Here is a 19,099-nt window from a genome sequence, read left to right as displayed (position 1 = left end):
CGCCTATCGAAATATTTGAGTTAAAACATCCAAAGATTTTAGCTCCTTAAATCCATCAACGTGTAGTTTGTAGTATTCAATCATGTAGTTCAGAATGTCACGTCTCAGCATATTTTGAATGTCAAAATCATCAGAAATTTTACTTTCATTCAGTTTTAGAACACCCGTGTATATGGCTTCATAACTCGTGGAAATTTCCGACACAAGCCCATCATTTTCAAGCTCCTTTTTGTTGTGTATCCCAAACCCAATGTAATGAGTAAGCTGCACCATCAAATAAAGGTGCAAGCTTTCAAAACCATCCTTTCTTTGATCTAACGTCAATATAAATTGAAATAAAAATTCAAAGACTTGTCCCCGATCCACTTCTTCTTTGAGCACTTTAGTAAGTAATTCTGTCACAAATAACGCTACTGCCGATTTTTTGATATCAAACGGGATGGAGGTGAAACTGTGGGCTGGCTTATATTCAGAAATTCTTTGCAATCCATCTGACTTCTGATTTTTGAAATAAACCACCATGTCGAGAACGGTCAGAGGCTGTAGCAGAGCCAACCCTTTTTTAGAACGCTGGCTTCTTACGCTATTAATGATGTAGGATTGGATACCAAAATTTTCTGTGTAGACTCGAGCGATAATAGAAGTTTCTCTGTATTTGATATAATTAAGTACTATGCCTCTTGTCTTTTGGAGCATCAGTCTATGACAGCAATTTTTCCAACAAAAGTCTCTTTACCCTCCTGATCCGCGCTAAAAATTAAGTAAACACCTGTGCTTACCCTGCGGCCAGTATAATCTCTCACATCCCAGGAAGCCCCACCACCTACGGCATTCATTTCTCTGACCAATTGTCCAGCAATGGTTGTAATCTTGACACGCACATTATTAGCAAGACCAGACATTCCCACCAGGCCTTCGAATTCTGGCAAAACTGGATTTGGAAATATTTTCACCTGATAATGTACATTCGTTCCTTCTGTAGCCTCTGAACGGTAGGAAACCATTCCTTGATCAGTGGCCACAAAGAGCTCTGCTGTTTCCGGGTGGATAGCCAGGTCTCTGACGCTGTTGGATGGCAATGGACTATTGTCAACCGTGAAATGCTCCTCTAAACTGCCAAAATTCTCTTCAAAAAGCCAAAGGCCATCTTGCGTTCCTACCCACATTCGATTTCCTCCATCTATTGCCAATGCATTCACTTGTTTATCTTCAAACAAAATACTTTGCTCAAAAATTGGAAGTGAAACGTCGACCGTTTGGTCTTCAATCACGCCAAAAGAAAAAGGGAAATACGCGATACCCAGATCTGTTGCAAACCAGATTTCGTTGTCCTTCCCAAAGGCTATGTCATTTACACGATTGGAAGGTAGACTGGTAGTGGTAGCCGTCACATACCTGCTGACATCCGCCTCAATGTCATAGGCTAAAACTCCTTGTCCAACAGTTAAACCCAAAGACATCCATACTTGATTATTTTCATTAATTCTAATGGACGTAGGTTCTGAAGCAGCAGAAGTCCCAAAATCAAATGCCTCCCATTCTTCTTCACCATTCCATTTCAGAAGAGAATTGACGCTGAAATTAGCTATCCAAATGTTGTCTGAATGATCTGCAGCCAACCCAGAAACAAGTGTGTTCCCAGTTCCTGCTTCCCTTTCATCTAAGGGGCTATTGGTAAAATCAAAGACTTCATTGCTTTCACTATTTAGTATTCCATCACCAAAAGAAGTAATCAAAACCCCATACTTAGTGCTCATGGCATCTGAGATGTTTGAAAGTTCTTCGATTTCATCAGGCTTGATGGTTTTCCATTCGCCATTGCTGAACATTGAATAGCCTAGATTATTAGAAACGGGATTGTTATAATCTGTATCCAGTTCAGAAAAAGAAAAGACATCTCCATCAACTAATTTTAGTTTATTCACATCTTTCAGCGGACCATCAAGAGTAAAATGCACATCAGAATAAGTCGGCCATGTCGTAAACCTTGAAAAGCCCTGGTTTTCGTCAGCATACCAATAGGTGTGTGGTTCTTGTTTAGGCTCCTCTAGAATATCATTTATAACGGCTCCTTCTGGGACTTCAACATTGTGATAAACATCAAAACCAGAATCTATATAACCGAAATCACTTTCAGCAAGAACAAGTAGCCCAGTTAATCCAGCTCGGATTTTTTTTAACGAGTTCCCCAAACTTGCATCTATGGTTATTTCTACCCATTGCTCTCCTACAAATTTGTATACCGTATTGTTAGAAGCCGCAAATATGCTTCCGCTTGATTGTGCAATTGACAATATGTCGATATTATAGACAGGACTTGTTTTATACCTCTCCCAATTGTTGAAATCTTGTAGGTTATCTCCTGTGGTGAGTTCCCCAGCCAACACCCCTTCCTCAGTTGCCAAATACATGACATCCAATAGTATGGCTGAGCTTCTCACAGCTATGATTTCACCGTTTTCTCCCAAGTTTTGATAAGCCTCTATTACCTGGTTTTCTGGAGTTAATACCAACAATCCAAAATCCGTGGATAGATTCATGTTGCCATTGTAAAATGAAATATGATTAATTTTTTTGCTTTCTGTGATATCACTGTTGAGAAGGATTGGTAAATTTTGAATTCCGTCAGAAGTAATGATATCAACATTTCCATTTTGATAACCTATCGCCAGATATTCGTCTTCTCCATTGAATGCCAGAGCACTAATGCCTACATCACTTAGCCCATCAACTTTAGTTAATTTATTTACACTCTCATCTTCAGGATCATAATACATCAAACCCTGTGCTGTAGCAGCAAAAACGTTAGATGTTGTTTTTTCAACCAGATGGGTTTGCTCATAATTGAAATGAGATCGCCAAGTTCCCATAGGGATCAACTCCTGACCATAGCTGTCGAAAGTTAGGAACAGAAAAAAAAGAATCAGCGCGTTAGCTCTTTGGTTCATCCTTAAAGTCTTGGTAAAAACAATTTCTACATCTTGCTTCATAAGCATCATGTTCACCTAGGAGCACTTTTTTGTCCGAGGCTGTCAACCTATAAGAATAAGAAGCCACACCTCCACATTTCATGCAAATGGCATGTACCTTGGTTACGAATTCAGCAATGCCCATTAAGCTAGGCATCGGGCCAAATGGCTCTCCTTTAAAGTCCATATCAAGACCTGCCAGAATCACTCTTTTCCCTTGGTTTGCTAAAGTTCTGGCCACATGAATTAGCTCCAGATCAAAGAATTGTGCCTCATCAATTCCAACCACGTCACTATTGCCGGCAAGAAGCAATATATCATCTGCAAATTGTACGGGTGTAGATCTAATAGAAGATTCATCATGAGAGACCACACTGGTTTCATGGTATCGCGTATCTACTGCAGGCTTAAATATTTCAATTTTTTGTTTCGCTATTTTGGCTCTGTTGAGGCGGCGAATAAGTTCTTCTGTTTTGCCCGAAAACATTGAGCCGCAAATCACTTCAATCCAACCAGCTCCTTTACGATCTGCTTTGAAACTATCAATTCTGGGTTCGACAAACATTCGATTTAGTCAGAGTATTGGATATGATTGAATTTATTTTCGTCTGCCACATTCACGAGAATGTCTCCATGGATCTGACATTGGCAAGATAGTCTTTCATTGTCTGCCAATCGTTTCATTCTCCTGTATTTTAATTCCGCCTCAGACTCTTCAGAGAAGTTATCTAAGCCCTCCAAGACTTGAACTTTACAGGTCGTGCACCTACCTTTTCCTCCACAAGCGTGCATCCAATCGATATAATTTTCATGTATTATATCTAAAAGATTCTTATTTTCGTTTTTGATGAAAATCTCCTTGTTGTGAAGGTTTTGTATAACGATTTTCGGCATATTCTTTAACTTAGCAAAAGAAGCAAATATTATGCACGGTAGCAAATTAAATCAAGAAGCCACAAACACCTACAGCCAGTCTTACTCAGCCAAAATAGCCGAAGAATTTTTTAGCCAAAATGACTCTATATCAGGTCAGCAAATTATTTCGATTACGCCAGTTAAGCAGGTCAATTTCTTTATACTGAAGGCCTTGTTTGATGAATGGCAGGACGAAATTAAAAAATTTAGAAGCCCTTACTTCGATTATAAAAACGAGGACGTAAATCAGGCGCTTAAAGCATTTATCAACACGCTATCTAAGCATATACAAATAGACAAAGAGCATTTTCAACCACTACTTGAGAAGTCAGTAAAGGCAACTTTGGAATTACTCTATGATCCAGCGAGCTATTACACCAAGGAATTGTCCAAAACCGCAAGCGTTGATAAGAGTAGAGAGCTCAAGGCAAGTAGCAAATACATCAAATTACACAAGGCGCTATTTGAGGATTTATGGAGTAGGCTCAATCAAGGAAATGATTTGCAGTCGGCCATCCAAAGCGCCCTCGCGTCTTACACTGATTCCAATCAGGAAATAGAACATATCACCGAATTGTTCAATTCAACTCTGCCTCTCAATGTGACAGACAAACAAGTAGACCCTGAGCAATTCCCAATGCCCGAGCCTTTGGATACACTAGAAGAAATTGAGACCGTTGCGCCTGAAGAATCCACTTCTCAAGACGAAATCAATGATGAATTCGAACCTGTTGAAAAAGAAGAGTTAGAGGCTGAATCTCATAGTATAAACCAACAATACAAGGGAGACATCAAAACTTTGAATCAACGATACGAGGAAAAAGAGAAGGCCAAAACAGTAGCTGCAGCTTTAGAAACTAAGTCGCTGTCAAATCTTAAAAACAATATCAACATCAATCAGCGCTATATGTTTGTCAACGATCTTTTTGAAGGCCATGACAAAGATTATGAAATAGCCATGGATCAAGTTGAAGACTGTGATTCCTTTGACTCATCAGTCGAGCTGCTGGTACAGAATTATGCCAAAAAATACGATTGGGATATGAACTCGGATGAGGTCAAGGAATTGCTCAAAGTAATCTTTAAGAGGTTTAGATAATCGTCAGATAGGGACTTGGCACTTATCATTGTTTCAAATGAAATGTGACCCTATGGCAAACTTTAAATTTTTCTTGTTCCTACTGGTAATAGGTTGTTCCTCAAAACCAGAAGTTAGTAGTTTATATTCTATTACATCAAAAGCCAGGTGCAAAGGGCCAACCAGATCATACCATACAGAATTGCACGCCACAGCTGATGGGTATACCCGTTTCCATCAAAGTTACCCAAGCGATTATCCAGATTATGATGCTATCATTTATGGTGACACATTAGGATTTGTCCTCACTAGTGATACAATAGAAAGGTGGACAGAATCTAGAGAAATATCCGTGGGTAAAGGGCATTCATTTCACATGATATCGCACAATCCAAAACTTGTTTTTAATTATGTGGACGGTAAATATTTCGACACAATTGGAAATGAAGTTGATTTTATATTCCATGAAAACTCTGACAGAGTGCAAAGCTTCCAAATCACAAATCCATTTGACGAAACGGAACGGATTGAAATATTCTTTTCTAAATGGGAAGAAGTACAAGAATTTGAATTTCCGATGCAGGTACAAATCATTCAGGGAGGGAAGAATGAATATTTTTTTGAATTCTATGAAGTCAAAATCAATGATCCTACCTTTTCAAAAATTCCTCCAAGCTGATTAGCGCATCAAAATCTGCATGCGATGAGAGTCCAACTTAATAAGGATAAATAGCAGAATCGTGAAAGACCATAACGATGAACCCCCATAGCTAAAAAAAGGTAGTGGAATGCCTATTACTGGAAAAAATCCTATAGTCATGGCAATGTTGACGGCAAAATGAAAAAAGAAAACACTCAACACCCCATACCCATAGATCCGAGCAAATTTAGATTTTTGCCGTTCCGCAATCGCGGAAATTCGAAAAAGGAGTATCACAAAAAGAGAAATCAGTACCAGACTACCAAACCACCCCTGTTCTTCTCCTATCGTACAAAAAATGAAGTCAGTGCTTTGCTCTGGTACAAAGTCAAATTTGGTTTGTGTACCCTCTAAGAAACCCTTACCAAAAAAACCTCCAGAACCTATCGCAATCTTAGATTGAGTCACATTCCACCCTGCCCCTAATGGATCAGCATCTGGATTTACCAAAGATATTACTCTACTCCTCTGGTGAGGCTTAAGCACATTCGTCATCAGAAAATCCACACTAATGACAGTCGCAAATACCAAAGCACCCAATACCACTGTAGCAACAATTCGTTTAGGATGCTTGAAAGACACACCAATCATGATCACACATATCACAGTAGTGGCAATAAATAATACGGTCTTACTGACTAGTAGCGTTAGAATAAATAGTACAACAAATGCAATACCAAGTATGAAATAGATAGGCGATATTCCCTCTCTAAAAAGTACGATTAAAAAAGAACCAAAAACCATGGCCGACCCTGCGTCACCTTGAAGTAGAATGAGTAGCATGGGGCCTCCTAAAATGGCTAAGGCAATGAGCTGAGTTTTGATCTCTTCGAACTTGACATGCACATCACCCAAATATTTGGCCAAGGCTAGTGCAGTGGCAAACTTGGCAAATTCAGCTGGCTGCAATCTGAAACTTCCAATCTGAAACCATGATTTAGAGCCTGCCACGACCGTTCCTGTTGTAAGCACAGCAATTAGCAACACAATCACTACACCATAAATCACATAAGCCGAATAGTCGTAAAACTTAAAATCCAAACTCATCACGCCAATGATAATGATCATGGCTGTACCCATCCATATCAGCTGCTTGCCCGGGTTAAAGGCAAGTGAGATCAGGTCTGCAGCATTTTCTTCATCATACACGGCTGCATAAATACTGGCCCAACCCAAAAGCACCATGACGAAATACAAAGTAATAGTCGTCCAGTCTACTCTATCTAATATGCTCTCTCCCCTCATTGTACCTCTTCGCTTTCGAGTACCTGATTATTTTCTGTGCCCACTGAATCTATCAAAACAGGAGCTGCTGGTGTTTTTCTTTTTCGATCACGAAAATCACCAAGCAAGACATAATCTTCCAACCACTGACGTTTGTGTGACCCTTTTAGATAAGTTTCAATGAGCAAGCTTGCAGTTGAGGCAGCTGCTCGGCCTCCCCATCCTGCATTTTCTACAAAAACTGAAATTGCAATCTTGGGATCATCCTTAGGGGCAAACGCCATAAATACAGAATGATCCTCTCCATGCGGATTTTCTACTGTTCCTGTTTTACCGCAAATTTCAATATCTGGTACAATTGCTCTCGGGGCTGTTCCGCTCAGGGCATCTGCCATGCCTTGGATAATTACTGGAAAGTGCTCTGCACTGATACCCGTCTCCACTTTCTCCCGATACTCTGGTAGCAGATAATTTGACTCCCCAATGGATTTTACAATGTGCGGTTTATAGTAATAGCCTCTATTAGCCATTATGGCCGCGAGATTGGTCATTTGTATGGGATTCATTAAAATTTCGCCCTGGCCAATACTCAAAGAAGTCAAATTGGATACCTTCCACCTGCCCGTCCCATATACGCGGTTATAATAATCGGGGCCAGGCATGAAGCCAGATTTTTCATTGGGCAGATCTATTCCTAATGGTGTTCCTAATCCGAATCGACTTACTTGCTCTTTCCAATTGGCCAATCCTAGAGGAGCTTGTTCAAATTGACTCATCTCCGGGTGTTGATTGATCACCAAACGAAAGACTCTGGCAAAATAATTATTTGATGAAAGCATAATGCCTCTTCTCATGTCATATATTCCTTGAGGCGCATGATCTCCAATCAAAGAATGGTCACAATAGATTTTATCATAGGCACCAATCACTCCTTCTTCCAGAGCAATAAGGCCTTGAACAATTTTAAAAATAGAGCCCGGAGGATACATTGCCATCAATGGACGATTAAACAGTGGCTTTAGGCTATCTGTACTGAGTCCTTTGAAATTTCCACTGAAATTTCGGCCAGCAAGATCTCCTGGATTATAAGTAGGCGCAGAGACGAATGTTAGTATCTCACCAGTAGCTGGTTCAATGGCTACTACGCTACCTATTTTGCCTTCCATGAGTTTTTCGGCATAAGCTTGTAGGTCGATATCTATACTCAAGGTGAGGTTTTCGCCAGAGATCGCCAGTGTATCTAGCTCACCATCCTTAAAGGAACCTTTTTCTACCCTTCGTACATTCACCATTTTGTATTTGACACCTCGCTTCCCTCTCAAATAGTTTTCGTATGAAGATTCCAATCCTGTAATTCCCATATAGTCACCACTCTTGTAGTAGTTGGTGGTGTCTCGATCCAGCTGGCGCTTGCTTACTTCGCCAATGTATCCGAACACGTTGGCCAAACTATTGTATTGATAGCCCCTGATTGTTCTTGCTTTTGGATAGATCCCATCATAATCCACTAATTGATCCTGTACTTGGGCAAAAACATGGTTGGGCACCTGCTTCACGATAGTCGTAGGCTGGATAGAAGAATAGCGTTTTGCTTTTTGAAGATTAGTTAATAAGTCTTCATATTCGATCCCCAGCATCCCACTTAGCATCAGGGTATCCTTGATATGTAGTTCTTTTGGCACTGCATCAAGGTCAAAAATAGGCTCATTATAGACCAAAAGTTTACCATTTCTGTCGAATATCAGCCCACGATAGGGATACTCGGTAACTGTATGAATGATATTACTTTCTGCAGCAGCCTTATAGTTGTCGTCTAATACTTGAATAGAAAACAGCTTAATCAAGAACGCAGCTGCGACCAAAACAATCGCTATCCTGACAATATATTTTCTATCTTCATTCATGCTATTTCATCTTTTTATAAAACAAATATTGAATGATCAAAATGATAATTAACGTAAAAACAGAACTATAAAATACCTTGGTTAAGGTTTGCCAAAATAATCCGAAGCCAGCTGCCTCTATAAATAGAAGCAGCAAAATATGTACAAAGATCAGCGGATAAGTATAGGTTACAAACCACCCTAGACCCTGTGTTCTCAAATTGATTTTGGGGCCCGAATCGTACCCTCCACTTGGTGTCATCACTCGAGACCAATAGATCCTCAAATAAACCAAAAGCACACTGGCAGCAGCATGAATCCCAAGTGTATTGTAAAAAGAATCAATAACTATTCCCACGACAAACCCAACCAGAAGTTGCACGATAGGATTGGTATCCATGGGCAACATCAGAAATATCAAAATATACCCAAAGCAAAAGGCACTATCAAAAAGCACCAAATTTTTGAATAAAATGACTTGTGCCAGAATGAGCAGCAAAGTTCTAAATAACCCCCCGAAAACATTAAACCTATTCATATTCGAGTTGTAGGTTTAAAGAATCAATTTCATTTTGCCCAGTCAATTTCAATAGATAGACATGCGTAAGTGTGTAAAAATTTGTAGCGAGTTTAATTTTTACCTCATAAAAAGTAGCATCATCTTCCAAGTTCACGTCTGTAACGACACCTATCATTTCATTTTCTGGATAGATCGAATTGTAACCAGATGTACTAATCAAATCTCCTGGGGCTATTGAAATATGTCTGGGCAAATATTCCAAATCCGCATACAATGGATCTTCTCCTTTCCAAACCACAGAACACAACGTCCCAGTGGGCATGTGATGTGCTGAAATCATAGATTTGCCATGCAAGACAGAAATAAGAGTTGAATAATTTTTCGAAACATTTAACACCTGGCCAACTACACCATCTGGCCCTACTACACCCATCCCACGCTCAATTCCATGTTCAGACCCTTTGTTTAAAGTCAGGTAATTATTCCTGAAAAAGAGCGAATTATCTATCACTTTGGCCTTGATACCCAAATGACTAGAATCCAAAACGAACCTTGCCATATAAAGTGAGTCCGTTAATTGTAGCAATTCTTGACGAAGCCTGGCATTCTCTTCGGCCAATCTATTGTTCTGATCTGTCAAATTGAAATAGTCGCCAACCTGATCCGAAGCAGATGTGATAGAGGCAATCAAACGATTGGATGAGGTAAAGTATTTCGCTCCCTGATAGTTGTTTGAATTGACAATAATCCAAAAACAGATTCCCTCCAGTACGACCAACAGGATGAAAGTTCTATACTTATATAGAAACTGGAAGAGTCTTTCCATTTATCTTATTGCATTAATACGGCACGGTAGCGCTCCAATTCTTTCAATGCCTTGCCAGTACCGCGAACCACAGCTTTCAATGGATCCTCGGCGATGTGGATAGGTAGTTTTGTCTTCATTCCCAATCTTTTATCAAGACCTCTGAGTAAAGCACCTCCTCCAGTGAGGTAAATTCCATTGTCATAAATATCAGCAGACAATTCTGGTGGAGCTATTTCTAGTGCTTTGAGTACTGCCTCTTCAATTTTGGATACTGATTTGTCAATCGCAAAAGCCACCTCTGAGTAGGACAGCTTAATTACCTTAGGAATACCCGTCATCAAATCTCTCCCTCTAATATCAAAATCCTCAGGGCCTTCATCCAACTCAGTCAAAGCTGACCCCACCTGAATTTTCACTTTCTCGGCAGTTCTTTCTCCAATCAGCAAATTATGCTGTCTTCTCATATAATCAAGTATGTCCTTGTTGAAGGCATCACCTGCCACTCTGATAGACTGGTCACAAACTATACCTGACAAAGCAATAACAGCAATTTCTGTGGTACCACCACCAATATCGACAATCATGCTACCATCAGGTCTTTCAATGTCTATACCAATGCCTATAGCCGCAGCGATAGGCTCGTGAATCATAAATACTTCTTTAGCTCCTGCATGCTCGGCCGAATCCCGCACGGCTCTTTTTTCTACTTCAGTAATACCTGACGGAATACAAATGATCATTCGATGAGAAGCTGGGAATAATCTCTTCTTATCTTTATCAATCATTTTGATCATGCCACGAATCATAGATTCAGCAGCCTGAAAGTCTGCAATTACACCATCTTTAAGCGGTCTGATGGTTTTGATACTCTCATGTGTTTTCTCGTGCATTTGCATCGCCTCTGCACCAATAGCAAGCACCTTATTTTTAGACTTATCAATAGCAATAATAGAAGGCTCATCCACCACTACTTCTCCTTTGCTAATGATCAAGGTATTTGCTGTACCCAAATCAATCGCAATATCACTCGAGAAAAAATCAAATATTCCCATAACTTTAGTTGACTCAAATATTTTTGGTGATCAAAAGATCACAAATTACGCACAAAAAATTAGGTAATCAATACTAATAACAATTGATATTAGGTTATTGAATACTTAGTGTTTGAAATGACGAGTGCCAGTCATAACCATAGCCATATCCACCTCGTCGCAATAATCAATTGATAGCTGATCCTTGATAGAGCCTCCTGGTTGTATCACGGCAGCTATGCCCGCATTGTTGGCAATTTCTACGCAATCAGGAAATGGGAAAAAGGCATCTGACGCCATCACGGCACCATTCAAATCCATTCCAAAACTCCCAGCTTTTTCAATAGCTTGATTCAAAGCATCTACTCTGCTTGTTTGGCCCGTACCACTCGAAAGCATCATGTCATTATTCGTGAATACGATAGTATTAGATTTGGTATGCTTACAAATTTTAGAAGCAAACAACATGGCCTCGATTTGCTCGGCAGTTGGGGCCTTTTTGGTGACGATCGTCAAGTCTTCTTTGGTATCTGTTTTCAAATCAGCATCCTGAACGATTACTCCATTTAGCAAAGATTTGAATTGAACTGGACGAGGAGTCATATCTTTGATTCTCAGAATAATCCTATTCTTCTTAGACTTCAATAATTTCACAGCTTCCTCATCATACTCAGGTGCAATCAGCACTTCACAAAACAACTTGTTGATTTCTTCAGCTGCAGCCAAATCAACTTTTTTATTTGTTATCAAAATCCCTCCAAAAGCAGATACGTTATCTGAGGATAGTGCCTTTAGGTATGCGTCCTTCACATCTGTACCCTTGGCTACTCCACAAGCGTTGGTATGCTTGATAATAGCAAATGCGGTCTCACCCTCAAACTCTCTCATCAGGGCTACTGCTGCATCTACATCTACTAAGTTGTTGTATGAGAGTTCCTTGCCATTGAGTTGATCAAATAACTCTGTCAACTCTCCAAAGAAACTACCACTTTGGTGTGGATTTTCTCCATACCTCAAGGACTGAGAATGTCTTACACTTTGTTTGAAAGACGGTTCCTCTTGTTCTTTGTTGAAATAATTGAAGATCGCAGAGTCGTAATGCGAAGAGATGTCAAATGCTTTGCAAGCAAAAGATTTTCTCTGCTCTAATGAAGTCTCGCAGTTCTGAGAATCTAACATACCCTGAACCTCTTCATATTGCTCCATTGACGAAACAATGAGTACATCATTGAAATTTTTTGCTGCTCCTCTAATCAATGAAATTCCTCCAATGTCAATTTTTTCAATAATATCAGCTTCACTTGCTCCTGAAGCTACAGTAGCTTCAAATGGGTACAAGTCAACAATCACAAGATCTATATCTGGAATATTATGTGTGGCTTTTTCTTCCTGATCGCTGGTGTTTTCTCTTCTGTTTAAGATGCCTCCGAAAATGGCTGGATGTAGGGTTTTGACGCGACCTGAAAAGATAGAAGGGTAAGCAGTAAGATCCTCTACGGGGGTAACTGCAATATCTAAATCCTCAATAAATTTTTGCGTCCCGCCAGTAGAATAGATGGTTACATCATTGGCGGCGAGTACTTTGACGATATTGTCAAGATTGTCTTTGTGAAAGACAGAAATAAGTGCTGATTTAATTTTTTTTGATCCCATTTTCCCCTTTTAAAAATAAGGGGCAAAAGTACTTATTTATTTAGCAGATGTGGAAAAATACGTTAAAGTTTTACCCTCTAAATCGCTAAAATGTGGAAAGATACGCTTCGATGGTTTTTGGGAAATATTCATATTCCAATTTGTGAATCTTTTCTGCCACATTTTCTGGTGTATCTGACGCCAATACTTCACACTTTTCCTGTCGAAGAATCTCGCCATTATCATAAATTTCATCAACCAGGTGAATGGTAATTCCTGTTTCTTTTTCCCGATTGGCAACCACTGCGTGATGAACATGCGCTCCGTACATGCCTTTACCCCCATATTTAGGCAGTAGTGCAGGATGAATGTTGACAATTCTATTCTGAAATGCCGCAATAAGATTATTCGGCACTAGCCATAAAAATCCCGCCAGAACAACTAAATCAATTTTTCTGTCCTTCAGCGCTGTAATGATTTCATCTGAACGATAAAAAGCCTCTCGATTGAAAACCAAACTTTCAATTCCGAGTTTTCTGGCACGCTCAAGGACAAAGGCATTGGGTTTGTTCGTTAAGATCAAATCTACCCTTGCCTCTTTTTTGTCTTGAAAATAGTTAGTAATCTGTTCAGCATTAGAACCGCTACCTGAAGCAAAAATGGCGAGTCTTTTCATTGAAACACTTTAGAATTTTAGAATGACCATACTGAAAATTCCTGCAATGATAAGCCATTTGCAATAGCTACTTAGGTAAGCAAAATGTTTTTTGGTATCGGCATATATGAGCTTGTAAACAAAGTATAAAAAGGGAATTGTCAGTGTGGCAAAATAATACAGTAAGTACTGATTTTGAATCTTAAGCAAGAACACAATCAAACTGGTGACGAAAGGCACAATAATGACCAATACTATAATCTTCGTTCTCCGCATGCCAAAATACACAGGCAACGTCATGCCGTCATAATTAGCATCGCCTTCCATGTCTTCAATATCCTTGATGATCTCTCTAATGAGCGTAATGCCAAAGGCAAATATGGCATAAATTATAGTCAACAAATCTGGGGATCTGTAGTAAACCAAAAGCACTAAAAGGGTAGACCCTGTCAAGCCAGCTACCACAAAGTTTCCTATAAAAGGAAGCCGCTTAAGCTGATTTGAATACCACCATAGCAGAAAAGCACAAATCAAATTGATAACTCCAATCCAAAGCGAAACTGTCGCTCCCAAAAGAATACCAACTGCATTTAGCGTAGTATGGGCAATCATGACTGGACGCCGTTTGATTGTATGGCCCACGATAACCCGCTCAGGCTTATTGATTAGGTCGATTTTAATATCATAATAATCATTGATATAATATCCTGCTGCGGCAATAATAACCGTGCTAACCACAAGAATAAAAAACTTGAAATCACCAATGACATACCAGATAGATAAATCAGCATTGAGCAAAAAAATGGCTCCTGCATATTGGGTGATAAAAATAATGATCAGATTGTTGAATCTGCTCAGTCGTAGGGCATCTATGAGCAACTGAATATGAGACCTTCTTTGCATATATCAAAGCTACATAGACTCCCACTTTTTTCTAAGTGTGGCAAGGGTTAATGGCTTTTCGCCAAGGGCTGTGGTATCTGTACCAATTTCTACAGAATGAGCCTTCCAGGCAGCATGGAACTTTGACAAAGTCAAGCTCTGAAGCTTAACTCCATTTTGTATCAAATTATGAGCGATTAAAATCAAGTCTTCTCTTTTTATCGAATCCCCATAAAAAATAGCGTTGGATTCGTAATCATCAAAATCATCTTCAGCTGGCCGCTCGTGGATATAAAAACCAAGATCTCGCAACTTATATACCCGATCTTCATCCTTATTTTTCTTGTAGTACCTGATTACCACATCCGTTCTAGATATTCTCCCTTTAGAATTTTTCCATTTGGAATGATACTCACCAATCAAATTTGAAATGAAGTCAGAGTCGCTTACAGTAGCTGCTTCCATTTTTATTGAGTCTTTAGAAGTGCTCAATTCTTCAGTACTCACTAAGACAGTATCTGCTTTTAGTGTCTCATTCTCGCTAATTTTTGAAATCGCCTTTTTCTTGGTTTTCTTAAATGAAGCCTTTTTCTTGTTCTTGTCTATATTCCTAATTTCAATCTGATAATAATGTGCCCCTATCACTTCACCTAAATGGATAATGAAAATACTGAGTAGAACAGTAAACAGATAAATTATTGGTAGATAAGAAGAAATATTCCTTTGGATCATTTCAAGTTAGATTTATTCTGAAATATAGATTATTTAGTTTTGAAATATATAACTTCCTCATTAGCAGATAATTCCATTTGGTATGGATATTTGTTAAATTTAATACATTGTTTAAGATTTGCAAAATGAGGTCGAGTCATAGAAATTTTATATTTTTGGTCTGATATAGCCAATTTTTGTATTATTTTCAGAATTAATAACTAATCCTCGATTAAACCTTAATAAATCGAACATGAAAAGAATCTTTACTCTACTTACCATTTATTCACTTTGTTTCGGGGCCTTTGCCCAAGAGATGAGTTCTTTTACTGACTCTAGAGATGGGAAAACTTACAAATCTGCCGTGATCAGAATAGAACTAGAAGGCGGCATTTTTATTGAAAGAGAATGGATGGCTGAAAACTTGAATTTCGAAACCGAGGGTTCAGTATGCTACAAAAACTACCCTGCGTACTGCGGGAAGTTCGGGCGTTTATATAATTGGGTAGATGCGAAACTTGCCTGTCCAGAAGGTTGGCATCTCTCCACTCAGCTTGAATGGCAAGAATTGATGTTGAACTATGGCGGCTACAAAACGGCTGCTTCAGCTCTTAAGGAAGGCGGTGCAAGCAATTTGAACATTCTAATGGGAGGATTTTCGAATGTCGAAGGACAATTTAGTGACATTGGGAAGACTGCTCATTTGTGGGATGCTGAAATTGGAAATAAGAAGACTGCAGGTCTTATTTCACTCTATGCCGACTATAATGAAGTAGCGCATGATGTGATTAGCGCACGAAATATGAACAGCTGTCGCTGCGTGAAGGATTACTAATAGTACTCTGGAGCTAGATAATTAGGATAAATTTTCATGTGGTGGTTTTTGACTTTTTCAAAAATCACCTTTCTGAATTCTGCAGTGTTAGTTTTCTTCACTGCTGAGATAAATATGTTCGTTTTGTTTTTTGCTGTGGTATCAATACCTGCCACAAAATCGAAACCTTCTTCTTCATCTGGAGAAGTCAGCTGATCAATCTTATTGTAAACAACAATCATCTCCTTGTCAGCAGCCCCTAATTCTTGTAAGGTATCATTTACTACTTGCATGTGCTCTTCAAATGAAGGGTGTGAAATATCCACTACATGCAAAAGAATATCTGCTTCTCGTACTTCGTCTAATGTAGATTTAAACGACTCTATAAGATTATGTGGAAGCTTTCTGATAAACCCTACCGTATCAGATAACAAGAAAGGAATGGTGTTGATGACCACTTTTCTTACCGTAGAATCAACAGTGGCAAACAGCTCATTTTTTGCATAAATATCTCCTTTTGAGAGCATGTTCATGATGGTAGATTTACCAACATTGGTATATCCTACAAGTGCCACCCTCACTACATTAGCTCTAGCTTTTCTTCTGGTTTCTCCCTGCTTATCAATTTTAACAAGCTTTTTCTTTAGAACAGAAATTTGATCACGAATCATACGTCTGTCCGTTTCGATTTCTTTCTCACCGGCACCTCCTCTAGTTCCTGTACCACCTCGCTGCCTTTCGAGGTGAGTCCACATGCGAGTCAGTCTTGGCATTAAATATTGATACCTCGCGAGTTCTACCTGGGTTTTAGCTTGCGAAGTTTGAGCCCTTTTCAGAAAAATATCTAAAATAAGCAAACTGCGATCATAAATTTTGACCTCCAGTTCTCTTTCTAAATTTCTGAGTTGGGAGGGAGATAAATCATCATCAAAAATCACTACATCAATCTCTTGGTCTTTGACGTAAGTTATGATTTCTTCAAGTTTTCCTTTGCCCACAAAACTCCTGATATCAGGCTTATCCAGCTTTTGAACAAACGCTTTTTTTGTCTTAATACCCAAGGTCTCTGCCAGAAACTCAAGTTCATCCAAGTACTCATCCGTTTTTTCCTCTGACTGCCTACTCGGCGAGAGAGCTACTAAAACAGCTTTCTCTACTTCCTTCTTGGTTTCGTAATAATCTCCCATTTCATGCGATTTTTGCAAAATTGTTCAATTCTTAGGATTTCCATCAAGTAAAATAGAATATTCGTCGATCTATACTCTACATAATCGCTCGGCTAAATATATTTGGCAACATAGTAATGTCTTTGCCTTAGAATTAGAGAATGAAAATAGCCATAACAATCAATACTTCATGGAACATCTATAATTTCAGAATGGGATTGATTCGAGAGCTTTTGAAACTAGGACATACAGTAGTCACCATAGCTCCTCAAGACGACTATTCAAAAAAACTTGAGGAAGAAGGATGTCATTTTGTGTCCATATCAATGGACAATACGGGTTCAAATCCTTTTAGGGATTATTCCCTTTTTAAACAATTAAAAGCCGTATACCAACAACAAAAGCCTGACATTGCTTTTCATTATACTGTAAAACCCAATATATATGGGACATTGGCTGCCAAGTCCCTGGGAATTCCAGTAATCAACAATGTCAGTGGCCTAGGGACTGTTTTTCTTTCCAGAAGTATTTCTTCCTGGATAGCCAAAAAACTCTACCAACATGCTTTCGCAAAAGCTGACCTGGTATTTTTTCAAAATGCAGACGACCAGGAGGCATTTCTTTCCCAAATTGATCTCCCCAAACTCAATATGGACTTACTGCCAGGGTCAGGCATCAATCTAACGGCGTTCACAAAAACAGCCCCTATCACAGGCGGAAAAGTCTTTCTTATGATCTCCAGACTCATTATCGACAAAGGGGTCTTAGAGTATTTGGAAGCTGCAGAAACAACACTTAAGAAATATCCAGATGCAAAATTTCAACTGTTGGGTAAATTGGATCCTGATCATGCCAGAGGTATTCCAGAAGAAATAATAGCCAAGGCCCATGACAATGGCTTTGTAGAATACTTAGGTGAGACAGACAACGTCAAACCCTATATTGAAGCGGCCAGCTGTATTGTATTGCCGTCTTATCGAGAAGGTACTCCACGCACCTTGCTAGAGGCTGCAGCTATGGGTAGACCCGTTATTACTACAAATGTAGCTGGATGCAAAGAAGTGGTGTCAGATCAAGTGACTGGCCTCCTATGCAAAGACAGAAACGCAGCAGACCTCTCTGATAAAATGAATATGATTTGTGACATGGTAGAAGAAGAACTTTCAGAAATGGGAAAAAAGGGGAGACAACTGATTGAAAGTAAGTTTGATGAGCAAATTGTTATCAACCAATATTTAAAACATCTTTCAAATATTATGAATCAATTATCGACTGTATAAATTTGTTCTGTTTTATATTACGATTTGAATGGAAATCTTCCAAAACAACTCATAGTGAAAAGGTTTAACGCTTTTATTTTTCCAATTGCCATTGTTATTTTCCTGGTTAGCTGCAAAGCATACAAGCAGGATGTTATGTTCAAATTGGACGACAATTTTACAGAACAAGATTTAACTTCTGCTGTGAGGCAGGCCGAGAAAAATTACCTCATACAGGTCGATGACATGCTTTCACTTGATGTATTTACCAACGATGGGGAGAGAATCGTAGACCCAAATAATGAGCTCCAACAAAATGTGCAGGGTCTTAAAAACAGACCCACATTTAATTACTTGGTGAAAACAGATGGTACAGCAAAGTTTCCCATAGTAGGTCAAATTAAAGTAGACAGTCTGACGCTTGACCAAGCTGAACTCATGCTTCAAAAAAAATATGATGAATTCTATAAGCAGTCATTTGTAAAACTACAGTTTAGCAACAAACGGGTAGTAGTCTTAGGAGCAACACCCACAGGTGGGCAAATTATCCCACTCACCAATGAGAATGTATCACTTGTAGAAGTGCTGGCCATAGCTGGAGGGCTGGATATGGGCTCAAAGTCGCAAAATATTAAAGTCATTCGTGGTAAGCTTTCCAATCCAGAAATTTATCAAATCAACCTATCTACTGTATCTGGCATGAAACAATCCATGCTGGACATCGAGCCAGGCGACATTATTTATATCGAACCCTGGAGAAGGCCATTCATTGAAGGCACTAAGGATGTAGCCCCTCTTCTAAGTTTATTGAGCAGTACGTTAGCACTCATTCTAGTATTACAAAATTTATAA

19 protein-coding genes are annotated in these 19,099 nt (G+C 39.1%); 5 read left to right on the top strand and 14 right to left on the bottom strand.

The features are described 5' to 3' along the window. Positions 1–3: 3 nt before the first annotated feature. From recO to B9A58_RS12060, 4 genes are read right to left on the bottom strand one after another with little or no spacing between them, the layout of a single operon-like run. Complete coding sequence (gene recO / locus B9A58_RS12075) at positions 4–696, bottom strand: DNA repair protein RecO (RefSeq protein WP_084373095.1); 693 nt, start codon at positions 694–696, stop codon at positions 4–6. Beyond that, the gene (porZ, locus tag B9A58_RS12070) at positions 696–2,990 is read right to left on the bottom strand and encodes a type IX secretion system anionic LPS delivery protein PorZ (RefSeq protein WP_176214766.1); all 2,295 of its coding nucleotides are present in this window, start codon (positions 2,988–2,990) and stop codon (positions 696–698) included. The genes recO and porZ overlap by 1 nt, the downstream gene beginning before the upstream one ends. Beyond that, the gene (locus B9A58_RS12065; RefSeq protein WP_084373093.1) at positions 2,932–3,534 is read right to left on the bottom strand and encodes a thymidine kinase; all 603 of its coding nucleotides are present in this window, start codon (positions 3,532–3,534) and stop codon (positions 2,932–2,934) included. Before B9A58_RS12065 ends, porZ begins: the two co-directional genes overlap by 59 nt. A gap of 5 nt (positions 3,535–3,539) precedes the next feature. Beyond that, positions 3,540–3,863 carry a 2Fe-2S iron-sulfur cluster-binding protein gene (locus tag B9A58_RS12060; protein ID WP_084373092.1) on the bottom strand — a complete coding sequence of 108 codons (324 nt, stop codon included), beginning with the start codon at positions 3,861–3,863 and terminating at the stop codon, positions 3,540–3,542. A gap of 31 nt (positions 3,864–3,894) precedes the next feature. Between B9A58_RS12060 and B9A58_RS12055 the strand changes: the two genes are divergently transcribed. After that, positions 3,895–4,983 carry a hypothetical protein gene (locus B9A58_RS12055; protein WP_084373091.1) on the top strand — a complete coding sequence of 363 codons (1,089 nt, stop codon included), beginning with the start codon at positions 3,895–3,897 and terminating at the stop codon, positions 4,981–4,983. A 52-nt stretch (positions 4,984–5,035) separates the two neighbouring features. Next, a complete protein-coding gene (locus B9A58_RS12050; protein WP_084373090.1) occupies positions 5,036–5,641 on the top strand; it encodes a hypothetical protein in 606 nt (201 codons plus the stop codon). Here the strand turns inward: B9A58_RS12050 and rodA are convergent, their stop codons facing one another. From rodA to B9A58_RS12005, 9 genes are all read right to left on the bottom strand, one after another. Continuing rightward, positions 5,642–6,907, bottom strand: coding sequence for a rod shape-determining protein RodA (rodA, locus tag B9A58_RS12045; RefSeq protein ID WP_084373089.1), 1,266 nt, complete (start codon positions 6,905–6,907; stop codon positions 5,642–5,644). Beyond that, positions 6,904–8,790 carry a peptidoglycan D,D-transpeptidase FtsI family protein gene (locus B9A58_RS12040; RefSeq protein ID WP_084373088.1) on the bottom strand — a complete coding sequence of 629 codons (1,887 nt, stop codon included), beginning with the start codon at positions 8,788–8,790 and terminating at the stop codon, positions 6,904–6,906. The genes rodA and B9A58_RS12040 overlap by 4 nt, the downstream gene beginning before the upstream one ends. Position 8,791: 1 nt before the next feature. Next, on the bottom strand, positions 8,792–9,307 hold the full coding sequence (locus B9A58_RS12035) for a Rod shape-determining protein MreD (RefSeq protein ID WP_245827071.1): 516 nt from the start codon (positions 9,305–9,307) through the stop codon (positions 8,792–8,794). After that, the gene (gene mreC, locus B9A58_RS12030) at positions 9,300–10,115 is read right to left on the bottom strand and encodes a rod shape-determining protein MreC (RefSeq protein ID WP_084373087.1); all 816 of its coding nucleotides are present in this window, start codon (positions 10,113–10,115) and stop codon (positions 9,300–9,302) included. Before mreC ends, B9A58_RS12035 begins: the two co-directional genes overlap by 8 nt. Before the next feature lie 5 nt (positions 10,116–10,120). Continuing rightward, the gene (locus B9A58_RS12025; RefSeq protein WP_084373086.1) at positions 10,121–11,149 is read right to left on the bottom strand and encodes a rod shape-determining protein; all 1,029 of its coding nucleotides are present in this window, start codon (positions 11,147–11,149) and stop codon (positions 10,121–10,123) included. Between the two features lie 105 nt (positions 11,150–11,254). Continuing rightward, complete coding sequence (gene purH, locus B9A58_RS12020) at positions 11,255–12,781, bottom strand: bifunctional phosphoribosylaminoimidazolecarboxamide formyltransferase/IMP cyclohydrolase (RefSeq protein ID WP_084373085.1); 1,527 nt, start codon at positions 12,779–12,781, stop codon at positions 11,255–11,257. 85 nt (positions 12,782–12,866) lie between these two features. Further along, positions 12,867–13,436, bottom strand: coding sequence for a phosphoribosylglycinamide formyltransferase (purN, locus tag B9A58_RS12015; protein WP_084373084.1), 570 nt, complete (start codon positions 13,434–13,436; stop codon positions 12,867–12,869). A 9-nt stretch (positions 13,437–13,445) separates the two neighbouring features. Continuing rightward, positions 13,446–14,318 (bottom strand): geranylgeranylglycerol-phosphate geranylgeranyltransferase, encoded by an 873-nt coding sequence (locus B9A58_RS12010; RefSeq protein ID WP_084373083.1) that lies wholly within the window; start codon positions 14,316–14,318, stop codon positions 13,446–13,448. Between the two features lie 9 nt (positions 14,319–14,327). Continuing rightward, on the bottom strand, positions 14,328–15,029 hold the full coding sequence (locus B9A58_RS12005; protein WP_084373082.1) for a hypothetical protein: 702 nt from the start codon (positions 15,027–15,029) through the stop codon (positions 14,328–14,330). Positions 15,030–15,261: 232 nt separating this feature from the next. On the opposite strand from B9A58_RS12005, the gene B9A58_RS12000 reads away from it, so the two are divergent. Further along, positions 15,262–15,843: an FISUMP domain-containing protein gene (locus tag B9A58_RS12000; protein WP_084373081.1), complete on the top strand. Its 582-nt coding sequence runs from the start codon at positions 15,262–15,264 to the stop codon at positions 15,841–15,843. Here B9A58_RS12000 and hflX read toward each other — a convergent pair. Continuing rightward, on the bottom strand, positions 15,840–17,009 hold the full coding sequence (gene hflX, locus B9A58_RS11995; RefSeq protein WP_084373080.1) for a GTPase HflX: 1,170 nt from the start codon (positions 17,007–17,009) through the stop codon (positions 15,840–15,842). The genes B9A58_RS12000 and hflX overlap by 4 nt on opposite strands. 140 nt (positions 17,010–17,149) lie before the next feature. Between hflX and B9A58_RS11990 the strand changes: the two genes are divergently transcribed. Next, complete coding sequence (locus B9A58_RS11990; protein ID WP_084373079.1) at positions 17,150–18,268, top strand: glycosyltransferase family 4 protein; 1,119 nt, start codon at positions 17,150–17,152, stop codon at positions 18,266–18,268. A 54-nt stretch (positions 18,269–18,322) separates the two neighbouring features. Further along, entirely contained in the window at positions 18,323–19,099 is a 777-nt protein-coding gene (locus B9A58_RS11985; protein WP_139793857.1) for a polysaccharide biosynthesis/export family protein, read from the top strand.

Origin of the sequence: Reichenbachiella faecimaris, assembly GCF_900176375.1 — a bacterium.
Taxonomy (GTDB): Bacteria; Bacteroidota; Bacteroidia; order Cytophagales; family Cyclobacteriaceae; genus Reichenbachiella; species Reichenbachiella faecimaris.
Note: the sequence above shows the minus strand (reverse complement) of the source record. Positions and strands in the feature narration are given on the sequence as shown.

What these genes read in the sequence shown, in the direction of transcription:
- recO (WP_084373095.1), bottom strand. Translation starts at nt 696, where the DNA reads ATGCTCCAAAAGACAAGAGGCATAGTACTTAATTATATCAAATACAGA.
- porZ (WP_176214766.1), bottom strand. Translation starts at nt 2,990, where the DNA reads ATGAAGCAAGATGTAGAAATTGTTTTTACCAAGACTTTAAGGATGAAC.
- B9A58_RS12065 (WP_084373093.1), bottom strand. Translation starts at nt 3,534, where the DNA reads ATGTTTGTCGAACCCAGAATTGATAGTTTCAAAGCAGATCGTAAAGGA.
- B9A58_RS12060 (WP_084373092.1), bottom strand. Translation starts at nt 3,863, where the DNA reads ATGCCGAAAATCGTTATACAAAACCTTCACAACAAGGAGATTTTCATC.
- B9A58_RS12055 (WP_084373091.1), top strand. Translation starts at nt 3,895, where the DNA reads ATGCACGGTAGCAAATTAAATCAAGAAGCCACAAACACCTACAGCCAG.
- B9A58_RS12050 (WP_084373090.1), top strand. Translation starts at nt 5,036, where the DNA reads ATGGCAAACTTTAAATTTTTCTTGTTCCTACTGGTAATAGGTTGTTCC.
- rodA (WP_084373089.1), bottom strand. Translation starts at nt 6,907, where the DNA reads ATGAGGGGAGAGAGCATATTAGATAGAGTAGACTGGACGACTATTACT.
- B9A58_RS12040 (WP_084373088.1), bottom strand. Translation starts at nt 8,790, where the DNA reads ATGAATGAAGATAGAAAATATATTGTCAGGATAGCGATTGTTTTGGTC.
- B9A58_RS12035 (WP_245827071.1), bottom strand. Translation starts at nt 9,307, where the DNA reads ATGAATAGGTTTAATGTTTTCGGGGGGTTATTTAGAACTTTGCTGCTC.
- mreC (WP_084373087.1), bottom strand. Translation starts at nt 10,115, where the DNA reads ATGGAAAGACTCTTCCAGTTTCTATATAAGTATAGAACTTTCATCCTG.
- B9A58_RS12025 (WP_084373086.1), bottom strand. Translation starts at nt 11,149, where the DNA reads ATGGGAATATTTGATTTTTTCTCGAGTGATATTGCGATTGATTTGGGT.
- purH (WP_084373085.1), bottom strand. Translation starts at nt 12,781, where the DNA reads ATGGGATCAAAAAAAATTAAATCAGCACTTATTTCTGTCTTTCACAAA.
- purN (WP_084373084.1), bottom strand. Translation starts at nt 13,436, where the DNA reads ATGAAAAGACTCGCCATTTTTGCTTCAGGTAGCGGTTCTAATGCTGAA.
- B9A58_RS12010 (WP_084373083.1), bottom strand. Translation starts at nt 14,318, where the DNA reads ATGCAAAGAAGGTCTCATATTCAGTTGCTCATAGATGCCCTACGACTG.
- B9A58_RS12005 (WP_084373082.1), bottom strand. Translation starts at nt 15,029, where the DNA reads ATGATCCAAAGGAATATTTCTTCTTATCTACCAATAATTTATCTGTTT.
- B9A58_RS12000 (WP_084373081.1), top strand. Translation starts at nt 15,262, where the DNA reads ATGAAAAGAATCTTTACTCTACTTACCATTTATTCACTTTGTTTCGGG.
- hflX (WP_084373080.1), bottom strand. Translation starts at nt 17,009, where the DNA reads ATGGGAGATTATTACGAAACCAAGAAGGAAGTAGAGAAAGCTGTTTTA.
- B9A58_RS11990 (WP_084373079.1), top strand. Translation starts at nt 17,150, where the DNA reads ATGAAAATAGCCATAACAATCAATACTTCATGGAACATCTATAATTTC.